General features: G+C 33.6%; 17 protein-coding genes and 1 tRNA gene. 15 read left to right on the top strand and 3 right to left on the bottom strand.

Going from position 1 to position 17,929, the window contains the following annotated elements; translation table 11 throughout:
- Positions 1–23 precede the first annotated feature (23 nt).
- Positions 24–707 carry a LysE family transporter gene (locus MK119_RS22055; RefSeq protein WP_290683464.1) on the top strand — a complete coding sequence of 228 codons (684 nt, stop codon included), beginning with the start codon at positions 24–26 and terminating at the stop codon, positions 705–707.
- A 47-nt stretch (positions 708–754) separates the two neighbouring features.
- Here the strand turns inward: MK119_RS22055 and MK119_RS22050 are convergent.
- From MK119_RS22050 to MK119_RS22040, 3 genes are all read right to left on the bottom strand, one after another.
- A tRNA-Cys gene (locus MK119_RS22050) sits at positions 755–825 on the bottom strand.
- Positions 826–892: 67 nt separating this feature from the next.
- Entirely contained in the window at positions 893–1,252 is a 360-nt protein-coding gene (folB, locus tag MK119_RS22045; RefSeq protein ID WP_290683462.1) for a dihydroneopterin aldolase, read from the bottom strand.
- A 294-nt stretch (positions 1,253–1,546) separates the two neighbouring features.
- Positions 1,547–1,756, bottom strand: a complete 210-nt coding sequence (locus MK119_RS22040) for a zinc ribbon domain-containing protein (protein ID WP_290683460.1) — start codon at positions 1,754–1,756, stop codon at positions 1,547–1,549.
- Positions 1,757–1,858: 102 nt separating this feature from the next.
- On the opposite strand from MK119_RS22040, the gene MK119_RS22035 reads away from it, so the two are divergent.
- From MK119_RS22035 to MK119_RS21975, 14 genes are all read left to right on the top strand, one after another.
- Positions 1,859–2,962 (top strand): helix-turn-helix domain-containing protein, encoded by a 1,104-nt coding sequence (locus tag MK119_RS22035; protein WP_290683458.1) that lies wholly within the window; start codon positions 1,859–1,861, stop codon positions 2,960–2,962.
- 208 nt (positions 2,963–3,170) lie between these two features.
- Positions 3,171–3,419: a carboxypeptidase-like regulatory domain-containing protein gene (locus MK119_RS24465; RefSeq protein WP_366512860.1), complete on the top strand. Its 249-nt coding sequence runs from the start codon at positions 3,171–3,173 to the stop codon at positions 3,417–3,419.
- Positions 3,420–3,520: 101 nt separating this feature from the next.
- Positions 3,521–3,787: a hypothetical protein gene (locus MK119_RS22030; RefSeq protein ID WP_290683456.1), complete on the top strand. Its 267-nt coding sequence runs from the start codon at positions 3,521–3,523 to the stop codon at positions 3,785–3,787.
- Between the two features lie 390 nt (positions 3,788–4,177).
- Entirely contained in the window at positions 4,178–5,044 is an 867-nt protein-coding gene (locus MK119_RS22025; RefSeq protein WP_290683455.1) for a hypothetical protein, read from the top strand.
- A 104-nt stretch (positions 5,045–5,148) separates the two neighbouring features.
- Positions 5,149–5,322, top strand: coding sequence for a hypothetical protein (locus MK119_RS22020; protein WP_290683453.1), 174 nt, complete (start codon positions 5,149–5,151; stop codon positions 5,320–5,322).
- Positions 5,319–5,786: a hypothetical protein gene (locus MK119_RS22015; RefSeq protein WP_290683451.1), complete on the top strand. Its 468-nt coding sequence runs from the start codon at positions 5,319–5,321 to the stop codon at positions 5,784–5,786. Before MK119_RS22020 ends, MK119_RS22015 begins: the two co-directional genes overlap by 4 nt.
- A gap of 20 nt (positions 5,787–5,806) precedes the next feature.
- On the top strand, positions 5,807–6,541 hold the full coding sequence (locus tag MK119_RS22010) for a hypothetical protein (protein ID WP_290683449.1): 735 nt from the start codon (positions 5,807–5,809) through the stop codon (positions 6,539–6,541).
- On the top strand, positions 6,477–6,839 hold the full coding sequence (locus MK119_RS22005; protein ID WP_290683447.1) for a hypothetical protein: 363 nt from the start codon (positions 6,477–6,479) through the stop codon (positions 6,837–6,839). Before MK119_RS22010 ends, MK119_RS22005 begins: the two co-directional genes overlap by 65 nt.
- A gap of 62 nt (positions 6,840–6,901) precedes the next feature.
- Entirely contained in the window at positions 6,902–7,297 is a 396-nt protein-coding gene (locus MK119_RS22000; RefSeq protein WP_290683445.1) for a hypothetical protein, read from the top strand.
- 6 nt (positions 7,298–7,303) lie between these two features.
- Positions 7,304–7,537 (top strand): S41 family peptidase, encoded by a 234-nt coding sequence (locus MK119_RS21995; protein WP_290683443.1) that lies wholly within the window; start codon positions 7,304–7,306, stop codon positions 7,535–7,537.
- A 102-nt stretch (positions 7,538–7,639) separates the two neighbouring features.
- On the top strand, positions 7,640–8,029 hold the full coding sequence (locus MK119_RS21990) for a S41 family peptidase (RefSeq protein WP_290683441.1): 390 nt from the start codon (positions 7,640–7,642) through the stop codon (positions 8,027–8,029).
- Positions 8,030–8,165: 136 nt separating this feature from the next.
- A complete protein-coding gene (locus MK119_RS21985) occupies positions 8,166–10,196 on the top strand; it encodes a glutamine--tRNA ligase/YqeY domain fusion protein (RefSeq protein ID WP_290683439.1) in 2,031 nt (676 codons plus the stop codon).
- 636 nt (positions 10,197–10,832) lie between these two features.
- On the top strand, positions 10,833–14,315 hold the full coding sequence (locus tag MK119_RS21980) for a S8 family serine peptidase (protein WP_290683437.1): 3,483 nt from the start codon (positions 10,833–10,835) through the stop codon (positions 14,313–14,315).
- A 220-nt stretch (positions 14,316–14,535) separates the two neighbouring features.
- A partial coding sequence (locus tag MK119_RS21975; protein ID WP_290683435.1) for a S8 family serine peptidase occupies positions 14,536–17,929 on the top strand: 3,394 nt, incomplete at its 3' end.

Raw genomic sequence — 17,929 nt, 5'->3', positions numbered from 1 at the left:
ATCACTTTTACTACTTTTGTTTTATGGTTGACGGACTACAGTATGCAGTTTTATACGGATTATTCTTATCCTTTGTCGCAATTGGACCTATATTTTTCCTTTTACTTGAAATAAGCATTACTAAAGGATTTAGAAGTGCACTAGCGTTTGATTTAGGAGCTATTTTCGCAGATATAATATTTATTATTTTTGCGTATTATAGTACTTCGGGTATCATTGAAAAAATTAAAGATGATCCAAACCTCATCATTTTTGGAGGCTTAATTCTCTGTGCTTACGGAGTTATTTCATATATAAAAACTGCCAAATCATTTCGGAAAATAGTACGTGAACATTACAGTGTAGATACCAATACTAAAAAGAATTTTATAGGTTTATTTATAAAAGGATTCTTTTTAAATTTTATAAACTTCGGAGTATTAGCAGGTTGGGTCTTAGCAATTGCAACTGCAACTCAATTTACGGGTGGAACCAAATTAGGAATGTTCATTTTTGTAGCTACTATTTTAGTAACCTTACTACTTATGGACATTACAAAAATTATGCTGGCTAAGAAATTAAAAAACAAAATGACTCCACGTTTTATCTTCAAAGCAAAAAAATGGGTCAGTATTATAATTATTGTCTTTGGAGGCATAATGATTTTCAAAGGAGCATTTCCTGAAGAAATAGAACAACTCAAAGATACAATACTAGAATTCTTTTAGTAAAAACAAAAAAACCTTCTGATTATCAGAAGGTTTTTCTTTTCTAGAGGCGTCGAGCGGATTCGAACCGCTGTACAAGGTTTTGCAGACCTCTGCCTAGCCACTCGGCCACGACGCCATTTATGATTGCAAATTTAACTAAATTTACATTCTATGCAACAAAAAAATAGTATTAAATAGTATTGTTACGAACGTGTAGAAGTCATTTCAATGGTAACCATTTGAACATTACCACCTATAGGCGGATTTATTTTAGAAACTTCAACGGTTGCTTCATTGGCAATAGCTATTTCATCAAAAATTCTATTTAAAATACGTTTGGCTACATGTTCTAATAGTTTGGAACGTATTCCCATTTCTTCTTTTACAATCTTATTGATATGTACATAATCAACAGTATCTTGTAATTCATCAGTTTGTGCAGAGGTTTGCAGATCAGCTTTTACAGCCACATCTACTCTATAATCACTTCCTATTTTACTTTCTTCAACTAGACATCCGTGAAAAGCATAAATACGAATGTTTGTAACGCGAATAATTCCCATAAAGATTCTACCTTAATAAGGCTAATGTACTGCATTATTCTTAAAATATCAACTTGTTAAAACGCTAATAAATATTACCATTTATATTATAATTTATACTGTAAATTGTATTTAAACAATAACTAAACAAAAGCTTTTGATTTGAAGAACATACACCAAAATTTAATTTTAAGTCAGTACCTTATTTTGTGTACTACACAATGAATTTTTGAATTTTAATAGATAATATATTACCTCACTTTTTGTTGAAATTAAATCTTATTTTCTTTTACAGATTTAAAATTGGAAAATTATTTAGTTTGTAAAGAAATCAAAAACATTACTAATAGCACTTGTTTTTGTTTTATAGAATTCTGTGTACGAACAACGATCGCAAGTAACAGAGCTGTACTTTTGATTTTGGATATCAAATATTTTAGAAAAAGTTCCACCTGTAGCTCTTAATTCTCCAACAGTATAGGTTCTATTACTACATTTTGGGCATTTGTAATTAGGGTGTTTCATAAGTTTTTGTTAAGGTTATACGATAAATATTTATATTCAGTTAGTATATAATTCGTTGGTATCGTTACAAACAGAGAATCATTTATTATTGTATTTTATCGTATGCAGATAGACATTTCCTTATTTTCTATTTTAGATATATTAACTGCTTCTACAGCATTAATGTTGGGCTTATTATTCTTTACAATAAAGTCTCAAAACAGAAAAGCAAATATATTTTTAGGACTGTTTTTGTGGAGTATTTCTATACAACTGATAAATGGAATTGTATTTGACTATTATGAAGAAGAGGATTTAGAATTTACCTTTCTCTTTTTTGATCCGATATTATTCATCCTGCTATTTTTATTTTTCTACTTAAATACTACCATCAATAAAATCATTAACAAATGGTATTATTTATTATTAATACCAGGTATTATTCATAATATTAGTATTAATGTAGAAGCTTTAGATGAGGTATTTGAGGACTATGATGATTTAATTTTAGTTTTCTATTTTTTTGAAATTCTATTACTAGTATATGTATTCAGAATTCTTAGAAATCATAAAAAGAAAATTAGCAATTTCTATTCTGAACTGGAATTTAAGTCGCTTTCTTGGTTAAAAAGTATCTTAATCGCCATCCTATTATTTCATTTTATTTTAATAGTAGAAGGAATTACAGGAGTTGAAGAAGCTGAAAATGAAGTATGGGAAGGTATTTTTCAATTTTCATCAGTTATATTGTTATTATTCATAGTATATTGGATAGGATACAATGGTTTCTCGCAACCAGAAATTTTCAAACAATACCTTTTTCAAAGGGAAGATATTGATGTAGAATTACAACTAAAAGAACAAGATTCATCTAAAGAACTTCAGGAAAAATTCTCAGAAATTACATCAATAATAGAACAAGAAAAGTTATATACCAATCCAAAATTAAACCTCAGAACACTTTCTGTAGAACTGGATATAAAGGAACGGGAACTATCTAAATTGATAAATCATGGTTCTGACTCAAATTTTTATCATTTCATTAACAAATTTAGAGTCGAAGAGTTCAAAAGATTGCTACAATCACCAAAAGCCAAACAATTATCTATTTTAGGACTCTCTCAAGAAGCTGGATTTACTTCAAAATCCACATTTTATAGTACGTTCAAAAGCTTTGAAAGTATGACTCCAAAACAGTACGAACTTTCCTTAAAAAAGTCCGAATAAGTGCACTTGGACTCCTTGCCATAAATAAATACTAAAAACAGTCGTTCGTTTGCACAACAAGCAAAATGAATGTACTTGAAAAACGTATTTATATTAATTTTTTGTGTTTGTACAACAACTTTACTCAAAGCATAAACTCAAAAATACATTATCAGAGATTCTATAAAAGATGTCGCTACAGGCGAAACCTTATTAGGAGCCACTATTTATTATAAAACAACAGGAAAAAGGAACAATTACCAATGAATATGTATTCTTTTCTCTAACACTTCTAGAAGGGCAACATACACTTATAATTTCATATTTAGGATATCAAAATATCACAAAAGAAATCAATTTAACAAGTAAAACCCTTAAAAACTTACTAGAATATAAAAATGGAGCGGATTTATTTTTAAATGAAAACCTAGAAATCCAACTATTACCTGCCAAAGAATACGTGTATGGTTTTAGTTAAATGCTTATAAAACTCGTGGAAAACTAACTGGAAATGTAAATTATACTTATGCAGTAACCAAACAAAAACTACAAGTGCTTTTGCTTCAGAAAATATAAAAAATGGAAACTATTTTCCTTCCAATTACGACAGACCACATATTTTCAATATTTCGTCTAATTATGCTTTCAATAAAAAATGGGCAGCAGGGCCTTCCTTTCTTTCCAAATGGAAGACCAACAACTTATGCTACAGGAAAATTTGTAGTAGATGGAAATCAACATTTTACGTATTCAGATAGAAATGCATTTCGTTTAGCACCAACGCATAGATTGGATCTTTCCTTTACATATACACCTACTAAAAAAAGAAGGAAGAAAATGAAGTAGCAATTGCGTTTTTGGAGTGTACAATGTCTATGCTCGGAAAAATGCTTTTTCTGTCTACTCTACTTTAAGAAACAATCAATTACGAACTTTCCAATACTTAGTAATTGGTTCGCCAATCCCATTTATAACATACAACTTTAAATTCTAAAATAATGGAATACATAAAATCTCTTTCTTATCTTTTAGGATAAGATAACCAATATAAGCACAAATAGGATCGCTTTAGGGAATTTTACTTATTTATTTTAAATAATTGTAATTCAATAAGTTATATAAATAAAAAGTCCGAGAAACCGCAGTCGGACTCCTTGAGTCGCATAAAAAATGAGCTTGGTCGTTATTTTGCTATCAAATCATAAAAACATACATAGAAATATAAAAATGATACTTATGAAAAGAACCTATTTAATTCTAATGATGATTGCAGGAATAACAACATTTAGATGTATTTCTTGCTCAAGTGATGATAATAACATTATTACAACACCTTCAGGAATAAATCCGGGAAATGATCCAAACTTTACCATTGTAGCCAATACGGACGCAGGGTTTGCAAGCTTTAATAGAAAAGTAGTGGTATTTGGCATTGATATTTATGCCGTAGCCGCAGTTGAAGATACCAAATTATTACACGCAGCTAATGTCATGGCCCAATATTTAGACAATGATGAAGATGGTGTTGTTGACGATCAAGCAGTAATAGATAAAATGCTCGAAAATAAAACATATTTAGTCATGTGGGCAAGCGAAAGTGACTTAAACATTGAACCACCAGTAGGAAGACTAGGACAAGATCTAGGAAATGGGGAAACCAATCCTTCATTTGTTGCCAATGGAAGAACTGGACAATTTGATGCCTCGCTAGAAGAAGTGCTACACATTATTAATAATGCAGGACATTCGTTTGCATATCCAAGTGCATTTGGACAAAATGCAGGTTCAGATTTAGCAAATGCTATGGACATAGCCAGAGGCGGACAGTTTATGACCATTCCTAATCCATATCCAGATGGTGCATGGTATACTTATGATGATACTACTTGCGATTATGCTTCATGTCAAACGATTGAATATTTGTACTGGGCATTAACTTCTATGTTAGGAGCACAAGAAAATAGATTGAATGAAATAGATAATGAGTGGCGATTAAATACAAGAACATTAGTAGAAAATGGTGATACAGCCATCTTTGCTCTGTTGACAAATCCTGCTTACAAAATGCCAACAGTATTACCAGATGGAACTTACAGACAATAACAAAAAAGTGTTGTGAGCTGCTATTTATGAAAAGTAATATTTCCCTAAACTTTTGCATGTTATAGAAAATAGCAGCTTAGCAACCACAAATAAAAATGATAACTATGGACAGAAAGAAATTTTTAAAAAAGTTTGGAACAGTAGCCATTGCTACACCCTTTATTGCTTCAGTATTTATTAGCTATAACAGTGGTGATGACTCAGGTAATAATGCTGTTAACAATACCAATTGTAGTACCAGTGCAACAAATTCAGATATGCTAGACCTTATTATGTGAGTGGTACATCTGAAATTACAAACTTAAATACACAAAACTTACCAGGAACGCCTATTCTAGTATCTGGTACCATATATGGAGAAGCTACCAGTCAAACACCTATTGCAAATGTGGTATTAGAAATATGGCATGCTGATGATGGTGGAGTGTATCATTCTGTTGGTGGTGGAAATGTATCTAATTATCAACCAAATGAAATTACTCTAAGAGGCTTTGTGGTCACTGATCCACAAGGAAGGTACAGTTTTCAAAGTATTCGTCCATGTTTATATCCGGGAAGACCCAGACATTTTGATTACAGGATCACAGCAAATGGATATCAAACATTAGTAACGCAAATTTACTTTCAAAATGATCCTTCTACCAGCAATGAAAATATAGATAGTTGTAGAATTATTGACTTTTCTACAAATGCACAAAACGTACTTCAAGGTACTGCTGATATACGTTTACAAGCAAATTAAAACCTTAAAATGTATTTATTATGAGTTCTATATATAAACTAATAATGGTGCTGACAATTATCAATTTTACTTCTTGTAATAATGAAGATATGGATGTTGTTACAACAAATACTACTACTGAAACAACATTAAAACAAGAAATAGCAACTCATTTAGTAGGACATAAAATAGCATTTGGAGATACACAAAAAATTTACATGATGAATACTGATGGTTCTGCTGTAGAAGAATTAACTAATGGCGAACCAATTTCAGGATATGTGTCTTGGAGTCCAGATGCAAAATATGTGTATTTCGCCAGTGCAAAAGGAGAAGCAGAAAGTGCTTTGGAAGCATTTCGTGTACACGTTCAAACCAAAGAGTTGACTAAAATCTTAAATTTTGGATTAGATGTTCGCTCTTTAGACGTCTCTCTTGATGGACAAACACTAGCAATTTCTGTCATAACAGGAAATTCTAATATTGGGAATAACAACGATAACTTAACGCAATTTTCAACAAACTTATACACAGTTCCTGTGACATCAGTAGAAGCTAAAATTGCATCAGGAAATCAACTAGTTATGAGTGATTTAACGGCTATTCAAAGCATTCCAAATTCAGATCAATTTTGGTATGAAGAATTAAGCTGGAATCACGATGCTAGTAATCCAATTTTAGCCTACACTGAAACATGGCGTTATGATGAAGATGAGGTTTCTTATAAATGCATATACCATAAAACCAGGCGGAAGTGCAAATACATTAATAGCTGAAAATAAAGATCAACCGATATGGGATATTCAAAGCAATAAGTTGTCTTTTCTTGATTTAAGCTATTACGATTATGCTGATAATAGTTTAAAACAAATCAAAGTAAATGGTATTTCCAATGAGGTTTCAGGTGGTTCCCTCTCTCCTATCGATGGAAAATATATAGTATTTGAAATTGGAGATGAAAATAGAAAAGCTGGAATTGCAAAAACAACAAACAATACAAATCAAGGAGAGAAATTAGCAACAGGAAATGTAACTGTATACGAACCTCGTTGGTCTCCTGTTTCAGTTAATTAAAAACAAATTTAGAATATGAAAAATATAAAAAACAAAACGCTGGTATTCCTTGGACATTCTTAATGATGTGTTCTAGTTATAACGATGATAACAATGTACAAACGACAACTCTAGGAACAAAAACAACAGCGCAACAAAAAGTGTTTCAAGAATTTTGGGATATCTATTATAGACACTATCCATTAATGCATCGAAAAAATATTGATTGGCAAGCAATTTACGATACGTATTATCCTCAAATAACAGCTACAACAAACGATTCGCAATTGTTAGGAATTTTTCAAACGATTACGGGAACTATCATAAAAGATGGACATTCTAGTCTTACTTTTAACAACTCTCAAGAGGCAGGATTTGAGCCAGAATTCAATGAAAATATTGAAAAAATGGTTCAAAATAATACGGCTAGTAAAGTAACTATTGTACCTAGTAGTGCAAACAATCCATACATTTCGTAAGGAACATTGGCAAGTAATTCAAACATTGGATATATCAACTCTAAAAATTTCGAACCTGTAAACGAGAGTGAAAGTGAATTCAATAATTTCAAAGCCATTGTAGATGAAGCATTAACAGCATTACAAAGCAAAGACGTAATTATCATTGATGTAAGAACAAATGGCGGTGGACAAGGACCTTTTGCTTATTACTTAGCAGGAAGATTCTTTGCAAATACTACACCGATAGAATTGATATGACAACGTGTAAAAACAACCACAGGAAGTACTACAGTATTTTTAGGGAATTGGGCAACCACAGAATTTGAAGGCTATGCAGATAGTAGAGTTGAAGGTGGTTATGTGGCAGGAGTTTTTCCAGAAGACAATACTATAACGGCTTCGGGAACATTTCAATTCACTAATAAAGTACCAGTATTAACCTCAAGAGGAACGGCAAGTGCTGCAGGATACTTTACAGGAGCCATGAAAAAACAAAATCATGTAAGAACCATTGGTGATACTACGTTTGAAATCTTTGCAGGAAGTGACATATTTACACTCACAAACGGGAATGGAAAATGGAGAACAAGAGTTTCAACTCATGATGTTGAAATTATGTACAATGGAAATTTTCAATCTTTTGAAGGTATTGGAATTACACCTGATGAATCCAGTTTTCCTAAAGCTGCACAAATCACAGCAGGAGAAGATATTCATAAAACTGCAGCCGTTAATTATATTCTAAACTAAGTACAAAGTAGTTATATCAATTAATAATAATTTAAGAACCTTTTTTACGCAATAGTAAGGAAGGTTTTTTCATATATATTCGCTTGAATTGCTTAATTTTGCTGTTTATTTTAACAAATATTCGAAATATAAAGTAATGTCTGAAGAAACAAAATCACTCAATTTTATTGAGCATATCATAGAAGAAGATTTGACAAATGGAATGTCAAAGGATACGTTACGTTTTCGATTTCCACCAGAACCTAATGGATACTTACACATTGGGCATACCAAAGCCATCGGTATTAGTTTCGGTTTAGGAGAAAAATACAACGCACCTGTAAATCTTCGTTTTGATGATACCAATCCTACGAAAGAAGAACAAGAATATGTAGATGCTATCAAGCATGATATAGCATGGCTTGGCTATCAATGGGCAAATGAATGTTACTCTTCAGACTATTTCCAGCAATTATACGATTGGACAATTGAACTTATAAAAGAAGGAAAAGCCTATGTAGATTCGCAATCTTCGGAAGAAATGGCAAAACAAAAAGGAACGCCAACAGAAGTAGGAACCAATAGTCCATACAGAAGTAGAAGCATTGAAGAAAACTTAGACCTGTTTCAACGCATGAAAAATGGCGAATTTGAAGCAGGAACACATGTATTACGCGCCAAAATTGACATGGAAGATCCAAATATGTTGATGCGCGATCCAATTATGTACAGAATCATGTATGCACATCATCATAGAACTGCAGATGAATGGTGTATTTACCCTATGTATGATTGGACACATGGTGAGAGTGATTATATCGAACAAATTTCACATTCGTTATGTTCCTTAGAATTTAAACCACATAGAAAGCTATATAACTGGTTTAGAGACCATGTTTTTGAATACAGTAAGGATCAATACCCTTTACAACCAAAACAACGTGAATTTGCACGTTTAAACCTTAGTTACACCATCATGAGTAAACGTAAATTACTCAAATTGGTTGAGGGAAAAATTGTATCTGGTTGGGATGATCCACGTATGCCAACAATTTCTGGTTTGCGAAGAAGAGGATATACACCTGCAGCTATCAGAAAATTTGTAGAAACTGTTGGTGTTGCCAAACGTGAAAATGTAATCGATGTATCGCTATTAGAATTTTGCATTCGCGAAGATTTAAACAAAACAGCCAACCGTGTGATGGCAGTATTAAATCCTGTGAAACTTGTCATTATGAATTATCCAGAAGGAAGAGAAGAATGGTTAGAAGCAGAAAATAATCCAGAAGATGCCAATGCAGGAAGTCATAAAGTGCCTTTCTCAAGAGAATTATATATTGAACGTGAAGACTTTAAGGAAGAAGCAGGAAGCAAATTCTTTAGACTCACACTTGGAAAAGAAGTGCGTTTAAAAAATGCCTACATCATCAAAGGAGAAAATGTAGTAAAAGATGCAGACGGAAACATTACAGAAATTCACTGTACGTATGATACTGATAGTTTAAGTGGAAGCGGAACAGAAGCAAGTTTACGTAAAGTAAAAGGTACCTTACATTGGGTTTCCATTGCACATGCAGTACAAGCTGAGGTTCGTGTTTATGATCGTTTATTCTCTGACGAGGCACCTGGAAGTCACAAAGACAAAGACTTCATGGACTTCATAAATCCAAACTCTCTAAATGTGGTGAATGCTTTTGTAGAACCATTTTTAAAAGAAGCAGCAATTGGAGATCGTTTTCAATTCCAACGTTTGGGATATTTCTCTGTAGATAAAGATACTACGGATGAAAAGTTAATTTTCAACAAAACAGTTGGTTTGCGTGATACTTGGGCAAAACAGAAGCCTAAAGTACAGCAAAATCAACCGAAGCAAATCCACAAGCAGCATCAACGTACACCAATCGAAGAAATCAAACAATTGGGTAAAAAGTATACGAATCTTCCAGAAGCAAAACAGCAAATTGCTAAAGAAAAGATTCAAAAACTAGCTGCCAATGTAGCGTATGAAGATTTAGAACCATTATTCGCTACAGCTGCCAAAAAAACAGGAACTCGAATTGCAGCCATGATTACCTTGGGTATTATGTTAAAAAATGGTCAAAAACGCAATGCAAGCATTGACGAATTCATAGAAAAAGCATTAAATGATAAAAATGAATTGTTGGTTTCAGAAGCACACTTAGCATAACATACCAAATCAAACAATAATGTTAAAAAAGGCCGTACAATTTGTATGGCTTTTTTTTTTTAGAAAAAACAATTTTAAAATATTGTAAATCTCGATAATCGAAGCTAATTTCTAAGGTTAGGTAAAAATCACAAAATATACTAAGAATGTGATATTTAAATCCAGTAAACTAATATTTAAAAATACGTAAACCTATTCTTTTATTTGTTAGTTAAGGATTCAAGGAGTAGTAAAGTGTGTGCAGAGGTGTGATTTTTTCTAGTCTCAAAAAAAATCTTTTCATGTAAGAGCAAAAAAGAAACCAATCTAGAATCAAAATTTAGTGAGTAAAAATCTAAAAATCACATTGATAAAAATAGTGTATCCTCAAAAATATTAAGATTTTTTTACAAACTAATCATTATATTAGCCGCCTAATTACATTTTTCACAAAAAATTATCCTTAAAAAAAGTCGATAATTTAAATTGTTTTTAGAATCCCTGTTATAAACTAAATTAAAAATTGTAATGAAAAAAATTACCCTCAGAAAGAGTTTCCTAAGCTCTTTTTTTCCCTTGTTAGTGGCCGCAATCTTTTTAAGTTGTAATACAACATTGGCCCAAAGTACAGTAAGTTTCCAAGGAGAAGTTATAACTATGCCTAATAATATAGCTTCATTCGGTTGGGATTCAATGCCAGAAAATGCCAAGTATGATAACGGATATTTTGCATGGGCACATTTCAGCCAAACACCAACACAAATTATTCAAGATCAGTTTGCAGACAGAAATGTAAAACTTATCGAGTATTTCCCTGATCAAACGTATTTAGTGTATTTCCCTCAGGATACACAAATTTCATATTTACAACAATCAGGAATTGTTTCCATTATTCCGGTAGAAAATAACTTAAAAAAATCTTCTCAAATAAAACTAAACAATATTGGTAGCCATGCTATGGAAGGAAATAATGTTGTTATTATTTTAGAATACTACGATTTTATTGATTCAAACTTTGTAATTACGGAGCTTTCAAAAATCAATTCAGTAGTAATTAAGGAAGATTTTAAAGGAGGAAATATTCTTAAAGTAGCTGTTCCTTCTTCTCAAATGGATGCTGTAGTATCTAAATCTTTTGTAAAATGGGTGGAATTATTACCTCCACCAGCTGAGCCAGAAGATGTTAGAGGTAGAAGCCTTCATAGAGCATCAAACTTAGACACACAAACGCCTACAGGTAGAAACTATACAGGAGCTGGAGTAGGAGTTATGGTGCGTGATGATGGAGTTGTAGGACCACATATTGATTTCCAAGGAAGAATTGATAACTCAGCATCATCAACCACAGGATTAACACATGGTGATGGAGTTGGAGGAATTATGGCTGGAGCTGGAAACCTAAACCCAGAGAATAGAGGTATGGCAGCAGGTTCAGATGTATATGCTGTAAACTATGTTTCCAACTTTTTAGATGCAGCAACAACAGATCTCATCAATAACGGTTCAGTTCAAATTACAAACTCATCATTTAGTGATGGTAACAACACAGGATATACAGTTGGAGCAAGAACAGTTGATCAGCAAACAACAGATCTTCCTTCTGTATTACACGTTTTCTCTGCAGGAAACTCTGGAACACAAGATTTTGGATATGGTGCAGGACCTGGATGGGGAAATATCACTGGTGGACACAAGCAAGGTAAAAACGTAATTGCAACAGCAAATACTTTCTTTAACGGATCATTAGTAGGATCTAGTAGTCGCGGACCAGCACATGATGGACGTATCAAGCCAGATATTACTTCACATGGACAAAATCAAATATCTACTGCAGAAAATAATACCTATCAAACTTTTGGTGGAACATCAGGTGCAGCACCAGGAATTGCTGGAGTTGCAGCACAGTTATACGAAGCATATGCAGGATTAAATGGAGGTGCTTTTCCGGAGTCATCACTAATCAAGGCAATTCTATTAAACACAGCAAATGACTATGGAAATGTAGGACCTGATTACAGATTTGGTTGGGGAATGGTAAATGGCTTAAGAGCGGCTATGACGATTGAAGATGGACGTTTTTTTGACAGTTCAATTTCTCAAGGAGGAAATAATAACCATTCAATTACAGTTCCAGCAAACACTAGAGAAGTTCGTTTTATGTTGTATTGGAATGATATGCCAGCAGCGCCAGGAGCTTCACCAGCATTGGTAAATGACTTAGATTTAGTAGTAACTGACCCTAATACTACAACATATCAACCTTGGACATTGGATCCAACACCTAATGCAGCATTTTTAAACGCACCAGCAACAACGGGAACAGATCGTTTAAACAATGTAGAGCAAGTTGCAATTACAAACCCGACAGCAGGAACATATAATATCAACATTGCAGGATTTAATGTTCCTATGGGACCACAAAAATACTACATTGTGTATGAAATCATTACTGATGGAGTAACACTTACATATCCTATAGGTGGAGAAAAATTAACTACAGGATCGCAAACAGTAATCCACTGGGATGCTAACAATGCCATAAATACACACCAATTAGAATATTCTACAAATAACGGAACTACTTGGATTGCTATGGCAACATTGCCACCAGCAACAACTAACTATACTTGGACGATTCCCAATAACTTAGTTTCAGGGCAGTGTTTAGTAAGAATTACAAATGGTGTGTTATCAGATCAATCAGATTCATTCTCTGTCGCTAGACGTGTATCTGGAATCAACATTACGCAAGTATGTCCTACAGAAGCTACTGTAACTTGGAATGCTGTAGCAGATGCAACTTCGTATGATGTATATTTATTAGGAGAAAAATATATGGAAGTCGTAGGAAATTCTACAACAAATTCAGCTACAATTCCAATTCCAGATCCATTTTCGCCTATTTGGGTAGCAGTAAGTGCCAAAGGTGGAAATGGATGGGAATCATTACGTTCTAACGCTGTAAATTACCTAGGAAGCGGTTTAATTAACTGTCCTTTAGCAAATGATTTATCAGTAACATCAATCAACAATATGGCTAGCGATTTTGAAGCGATTTGTAATACAGGACCAATTGTTGTTTCTGTTGATTTACAGAATGATGGTACAGATGCGCAATCGAACTTCACAGTGTCGTATCAAGTCGGTTCAGAACCAATTGTATCAGAAATATACACAGGAACAATTGTAGCTGGAGGATCCGCTTCATATAACTTTACAACGCCAATTGTATTGACTGTAAATGGAGATAGCACATTACGTGTATGGACTGATTTAGCTGGAGACGAATTTGAAAACAATGACGAAAAAACATTGGATTTCTACGCAGTAGTAAGTGGAACAGGACTTGATTTTAGTGAGCCTTTTGATGTAAATGGAGTATTACCTCAAGGATGGGTATTAGACAATCCTGATAATGCAAGAACATGGCAATCAAGAGCAAATCTTGTTGGTGCTGATGGAACTACAACGGTTGCAGCTTTTGTTGACTGTGCAAATTACAGCGATAGAGGTCAAGAAGATACTTTCACAACAGAATATTTTGATTTACAATTCAATGGAACTGCAGAGTTGACGTTCGATATTGCAAAAGCGCAATGGTCTGCTGCTTATAATGATGCATTACGAGTTGAGGTTTCTATCGATTGTGGAGCTACATTTACACAGGTATACTTTAAAGATGGACTTGATTTAGCGACAGTTCCTTACATAAATGCAGCTTGGGCACCAAGTTCCGTGAATGACTGGAGAAATGAAGTAATCGATTTAACGCCGTACGTAGGAGAAAATATCTTAGTAAGATTTATCAATATCAACGATTACAGTAATAGTACGATTATAGATAACATTGAATTGCAAAGCACACTATCAGTAGAGGAAAATGCATTGGAAAGAGCAATTGCTATGTATCCAAATCCAGCATCAAGCAATGTAGATATTGTGATCAATACTTCTACTGGAAATACGTTTGAAATTGAATTACTAAATAGCATTGGACAAACAATCACAAAAATTGAAGAAACACGTTTCAATGCAAGAGCGCAACAAAAACTAGATGTTTCTGAATACGCAACAGGATTGTATTTTGTAAAAATCAAAGTAGGAAATCAATCAGTAACGAAAAAGTTGATTATAAACTAAAAGAGAAACACCAATCCAACCATTATAAAAATCCTGAGAATATTTTACGTTCTCGGGTTTTTTTTACTTCAAATACACCTGTAATCTTTGTTGATACTTTTTTTATAAACTAATCATTATATTAGCAACAAATTGCATATTATACTAAAACTATCATCAAAATAATGTTGATATTGCATTAAAATTGCTTAGACCTAAACTAAATTTAATTAAAATTGTCATGAGAAAAATTATTCTAGGAAAGAGTTTCCATAGCTCTTTCATACTTACATTAATGGCAGTAACCTTCTTGAATTGTACTGTAGCATCTGCTCAAAATACAATATCTTTTCAAGATCAACAGATCACAATGCCAAATAACATAACGTCATTTAATTGGGATTTAATGCCAGAAACCGCAAAATTTGATGACGGATACTTTGCTTGGGTGCATTTTAGCCAAACACCAACGCAGGATATTCAAGATCAGTTTGCACAAAGAAATCTCAAACTTATTGAGTATTACCCACATCAAACATATTTAGCATATTTTCCTGAAAATACACAAATTTCGTATTTACAACAATCGGGAATTGTTTCTATTATTCCAATAGAGAACAACCTTAAAAAATCAACAGATATTAAGTTAAACAACATTGGAGATCATGCGATAGAAGGTAACAATATCATCGTGACGTTAGAATATTATGACTTCATCAATAAGAGTTATGTATTAAGAGAACTTTCTAATATAGACGCTGTTATTGTTAAAAAGAGTTATGGTGATAGTAACTATGTAGAAGTAGCTATTCCACAACACCAAATAGATGCTGTGGTATCAAAACCTTTTGTAAAATGGGTAGAATTAATCTCAGCACCGCCAGTGCTTGCTGATATTAGAGGTAGAAGTTTGCACAGATCTTCCAATTTGGACACACAAACACCAACAGGAAGAAACTATACAGGAGCAGGAGTTGGACTCCTAGTTCGTGATGATGGTGAAGTAGGACCACATATTGATTTTCATGGAAGACTTGAAAACCCAATTACAACTAACAATGGTACGCATGCTGATGGAGTTTCTGGAATTATGACAGGAGCTGGAAATTTGAATCCAACAAACAGAGGAATGGCAGTAGGAAGTGATTTTTACACAACAAATGTATTTACAGATAATACTGCACTTTCATTTTTGGATAACCCAACTGTTTCACTTATTACCAGTGGAGATGTTCAAATCACTAATAACTCTTACGGAACAGGTTGTAATGACGGTTATGACGGTTTAGGAAGAGCTGTTGATCAACAGGTAGATGCAAACCAAACAGTTTTACACGTATTCGCTGCTGGAAACTATGGAAATGATAACTGTGGATATGGAGCAGGGCCAGGATGGGGAATTATTGGTGGAGGCGCTAATGAGTCGAAAAATACAATTGCAACAGCAAATACATTTTTTAACGGACAGTTAGTAAGTTCTAGTAGTAGAGGACCAGCAGCTGATGGACGTATCAAACCAGATATTACTGCTCATGGACAAGGTCAAGTTTCTACAAACGAAAATAACAATTATCAATCATTTGGTGGTACATCAGGAGCATCACCAGGAATTGCTGGAGTTGCAGCGCAATTATACGAAGCATATACGCTTTTGAATGGTGGTGCATTACCAGAATCTGCATTAATTAAAGCTGCTATGTTAAATACGGCAACTGATTATGGAAATGTTGGACCTGACTTTAGTTTTGGCTGGGGAATGATTAATGGGTTAAGAGCAGCAATGCTTATTGAAGACGGACGTTATTTAGATAGTACCATTTCTCAAGGAGGAAACAACAATCATTCTATTACTGTACCTGCAAATACAAGCGAAGTACGTTTTATGGTATATTGGCACGATGCCGCCGCCGCCGCTGCAGCTTCACCAGCATTAGTAAATGATTTAGATTTAGTAGTAACAGACCCAAGTAATACAACACACCAACCTTGGATTTTAGATACGACACCAAATGCTGCATTCTTAAACACACCTGCAACTACAGGAGTTGACCGTTTAAACAATGTAGAACAAGTTATAGTTTCAAATCCAGCAGCAGGAACTTATAATATTAATATTGCTGGATTCAATGTTCCTATGGGACCTCAAAAATATTATGTAGTGTATGAAATTATTACGGACGGAATAACATTAACATACCCAATAGGAGGAGAAAAACTAATTGCAGGATCTCCAACTCTTGTTCACTGGGATTCAAAAAATGCAGTAAATAATACTCAAATAGAACTTTCTGAAGATAATGGAACTACTTGGACAAGCTTAGTAACATTACCACCAAATGTAAGAAATTATACTTGGAACGTTCCAAATAACTTAGTTTCTGGAGAATGTTTACTACGAATTACTAATGGTACATTTACAGACCAGTCTCCAGCTGTTTTTTCTTCAGCAAGAAGAGTTTCTGGAGTAAGTATTTCACAAGTATGTCCTGATGAAACAACAGTAATTTGGACAGCAGTTCCAGATGCAACTTCGTATGATGTTTACATATTAGGAGAAAAATATATGGAAGTAGTAGGAACTTCAACTACAAATTCAGCTACAATTGCAGTTCCAAACCCAGTAGATCCTTTATGGGTAGCTGTAACCGCCAAAGGAGGAAACGGATGGGAATCGCTTCGTTCTAACGCTGTAACTGTCAACCAAGGAAACGGAGGATTATTCGGTTGTCCTTTAGCTAAAGATTTAGCAGTAACAGCTATTAATAATACAGAAAGTGATTTTGATAAGCTTTGTAATACAGATCCAATCATTATTTCCGCTGACATAGAGAATGATGGTACAGATGCGCAGTCTAACTTTACAATTTCGTATCAAGTAGGCTCTGAAGCCATCGTTAACGAAACATATACAGGTGCATTGGCTGCAGGAGCATCAGATACCTATGTGTTTTCAACTCCAGCAACCTTAACAACAAATGGTGATACTACACTACGTGTATGGACTTCATTAGCAGGCGATGAGTTTGTAAATAATGATGAGAATGTATTTAATTTTAATGCACGTTCAAGTGGATCAGCTCTTAATTTTATAGAAGATTTTGAAACAATAAATGCGATACCTGATGATTGGACACTTACAAATTTTGATAATTCAATTACTTGGATTTCGGCATCTAATGTTATTGGATCTGACGGAAATCCTACACAAACACTTTTCATAGACGGATACAACTATAACAATGCATTAGGTCAGCAAGATTGGTTAGTAACAGAATATTTTGACTTAACCGCTGTTCCAGATGCTACGTTATTATTCGATTTATCGAAAGCACAATACGATGCAACAAATCAAGATGATTTACGTATAGATATTTCTACAGATTGTGGAGTTACGTTTACACAAATCTATTTCAAAGATGCAGGAGATTTAGCAACAGTTCCAAATACAACAGATCAATTTGAACCAACAGATGCTTCACATTGGAGAGAAGAAGCCGTTAGTTTAGACGCATACGTAGGCAACAATGTTTTATTACGATTTGCACACGTTAATGGATTTGGTAACACAACTTATATTGATAATATCAGAGTCATAACAAGTATATTGTCAGTGGATGAAAATACATTAGACAGCG

The sequence above is a fragment of the Kordia sp. genome, assembly GCF_022447245.1.
In the GTDB taxonomy this organism is placed as follows: domain Bacteria; phylum Bacteroidota; class Bacteroidia; order Flavobacteriales; family Flavobacteriaceae; genus Kordia.
Note: the sequence above shows the minus strand (reverse complement) of the source record. Positions and strands in the feature narration are given on the sequence as shown.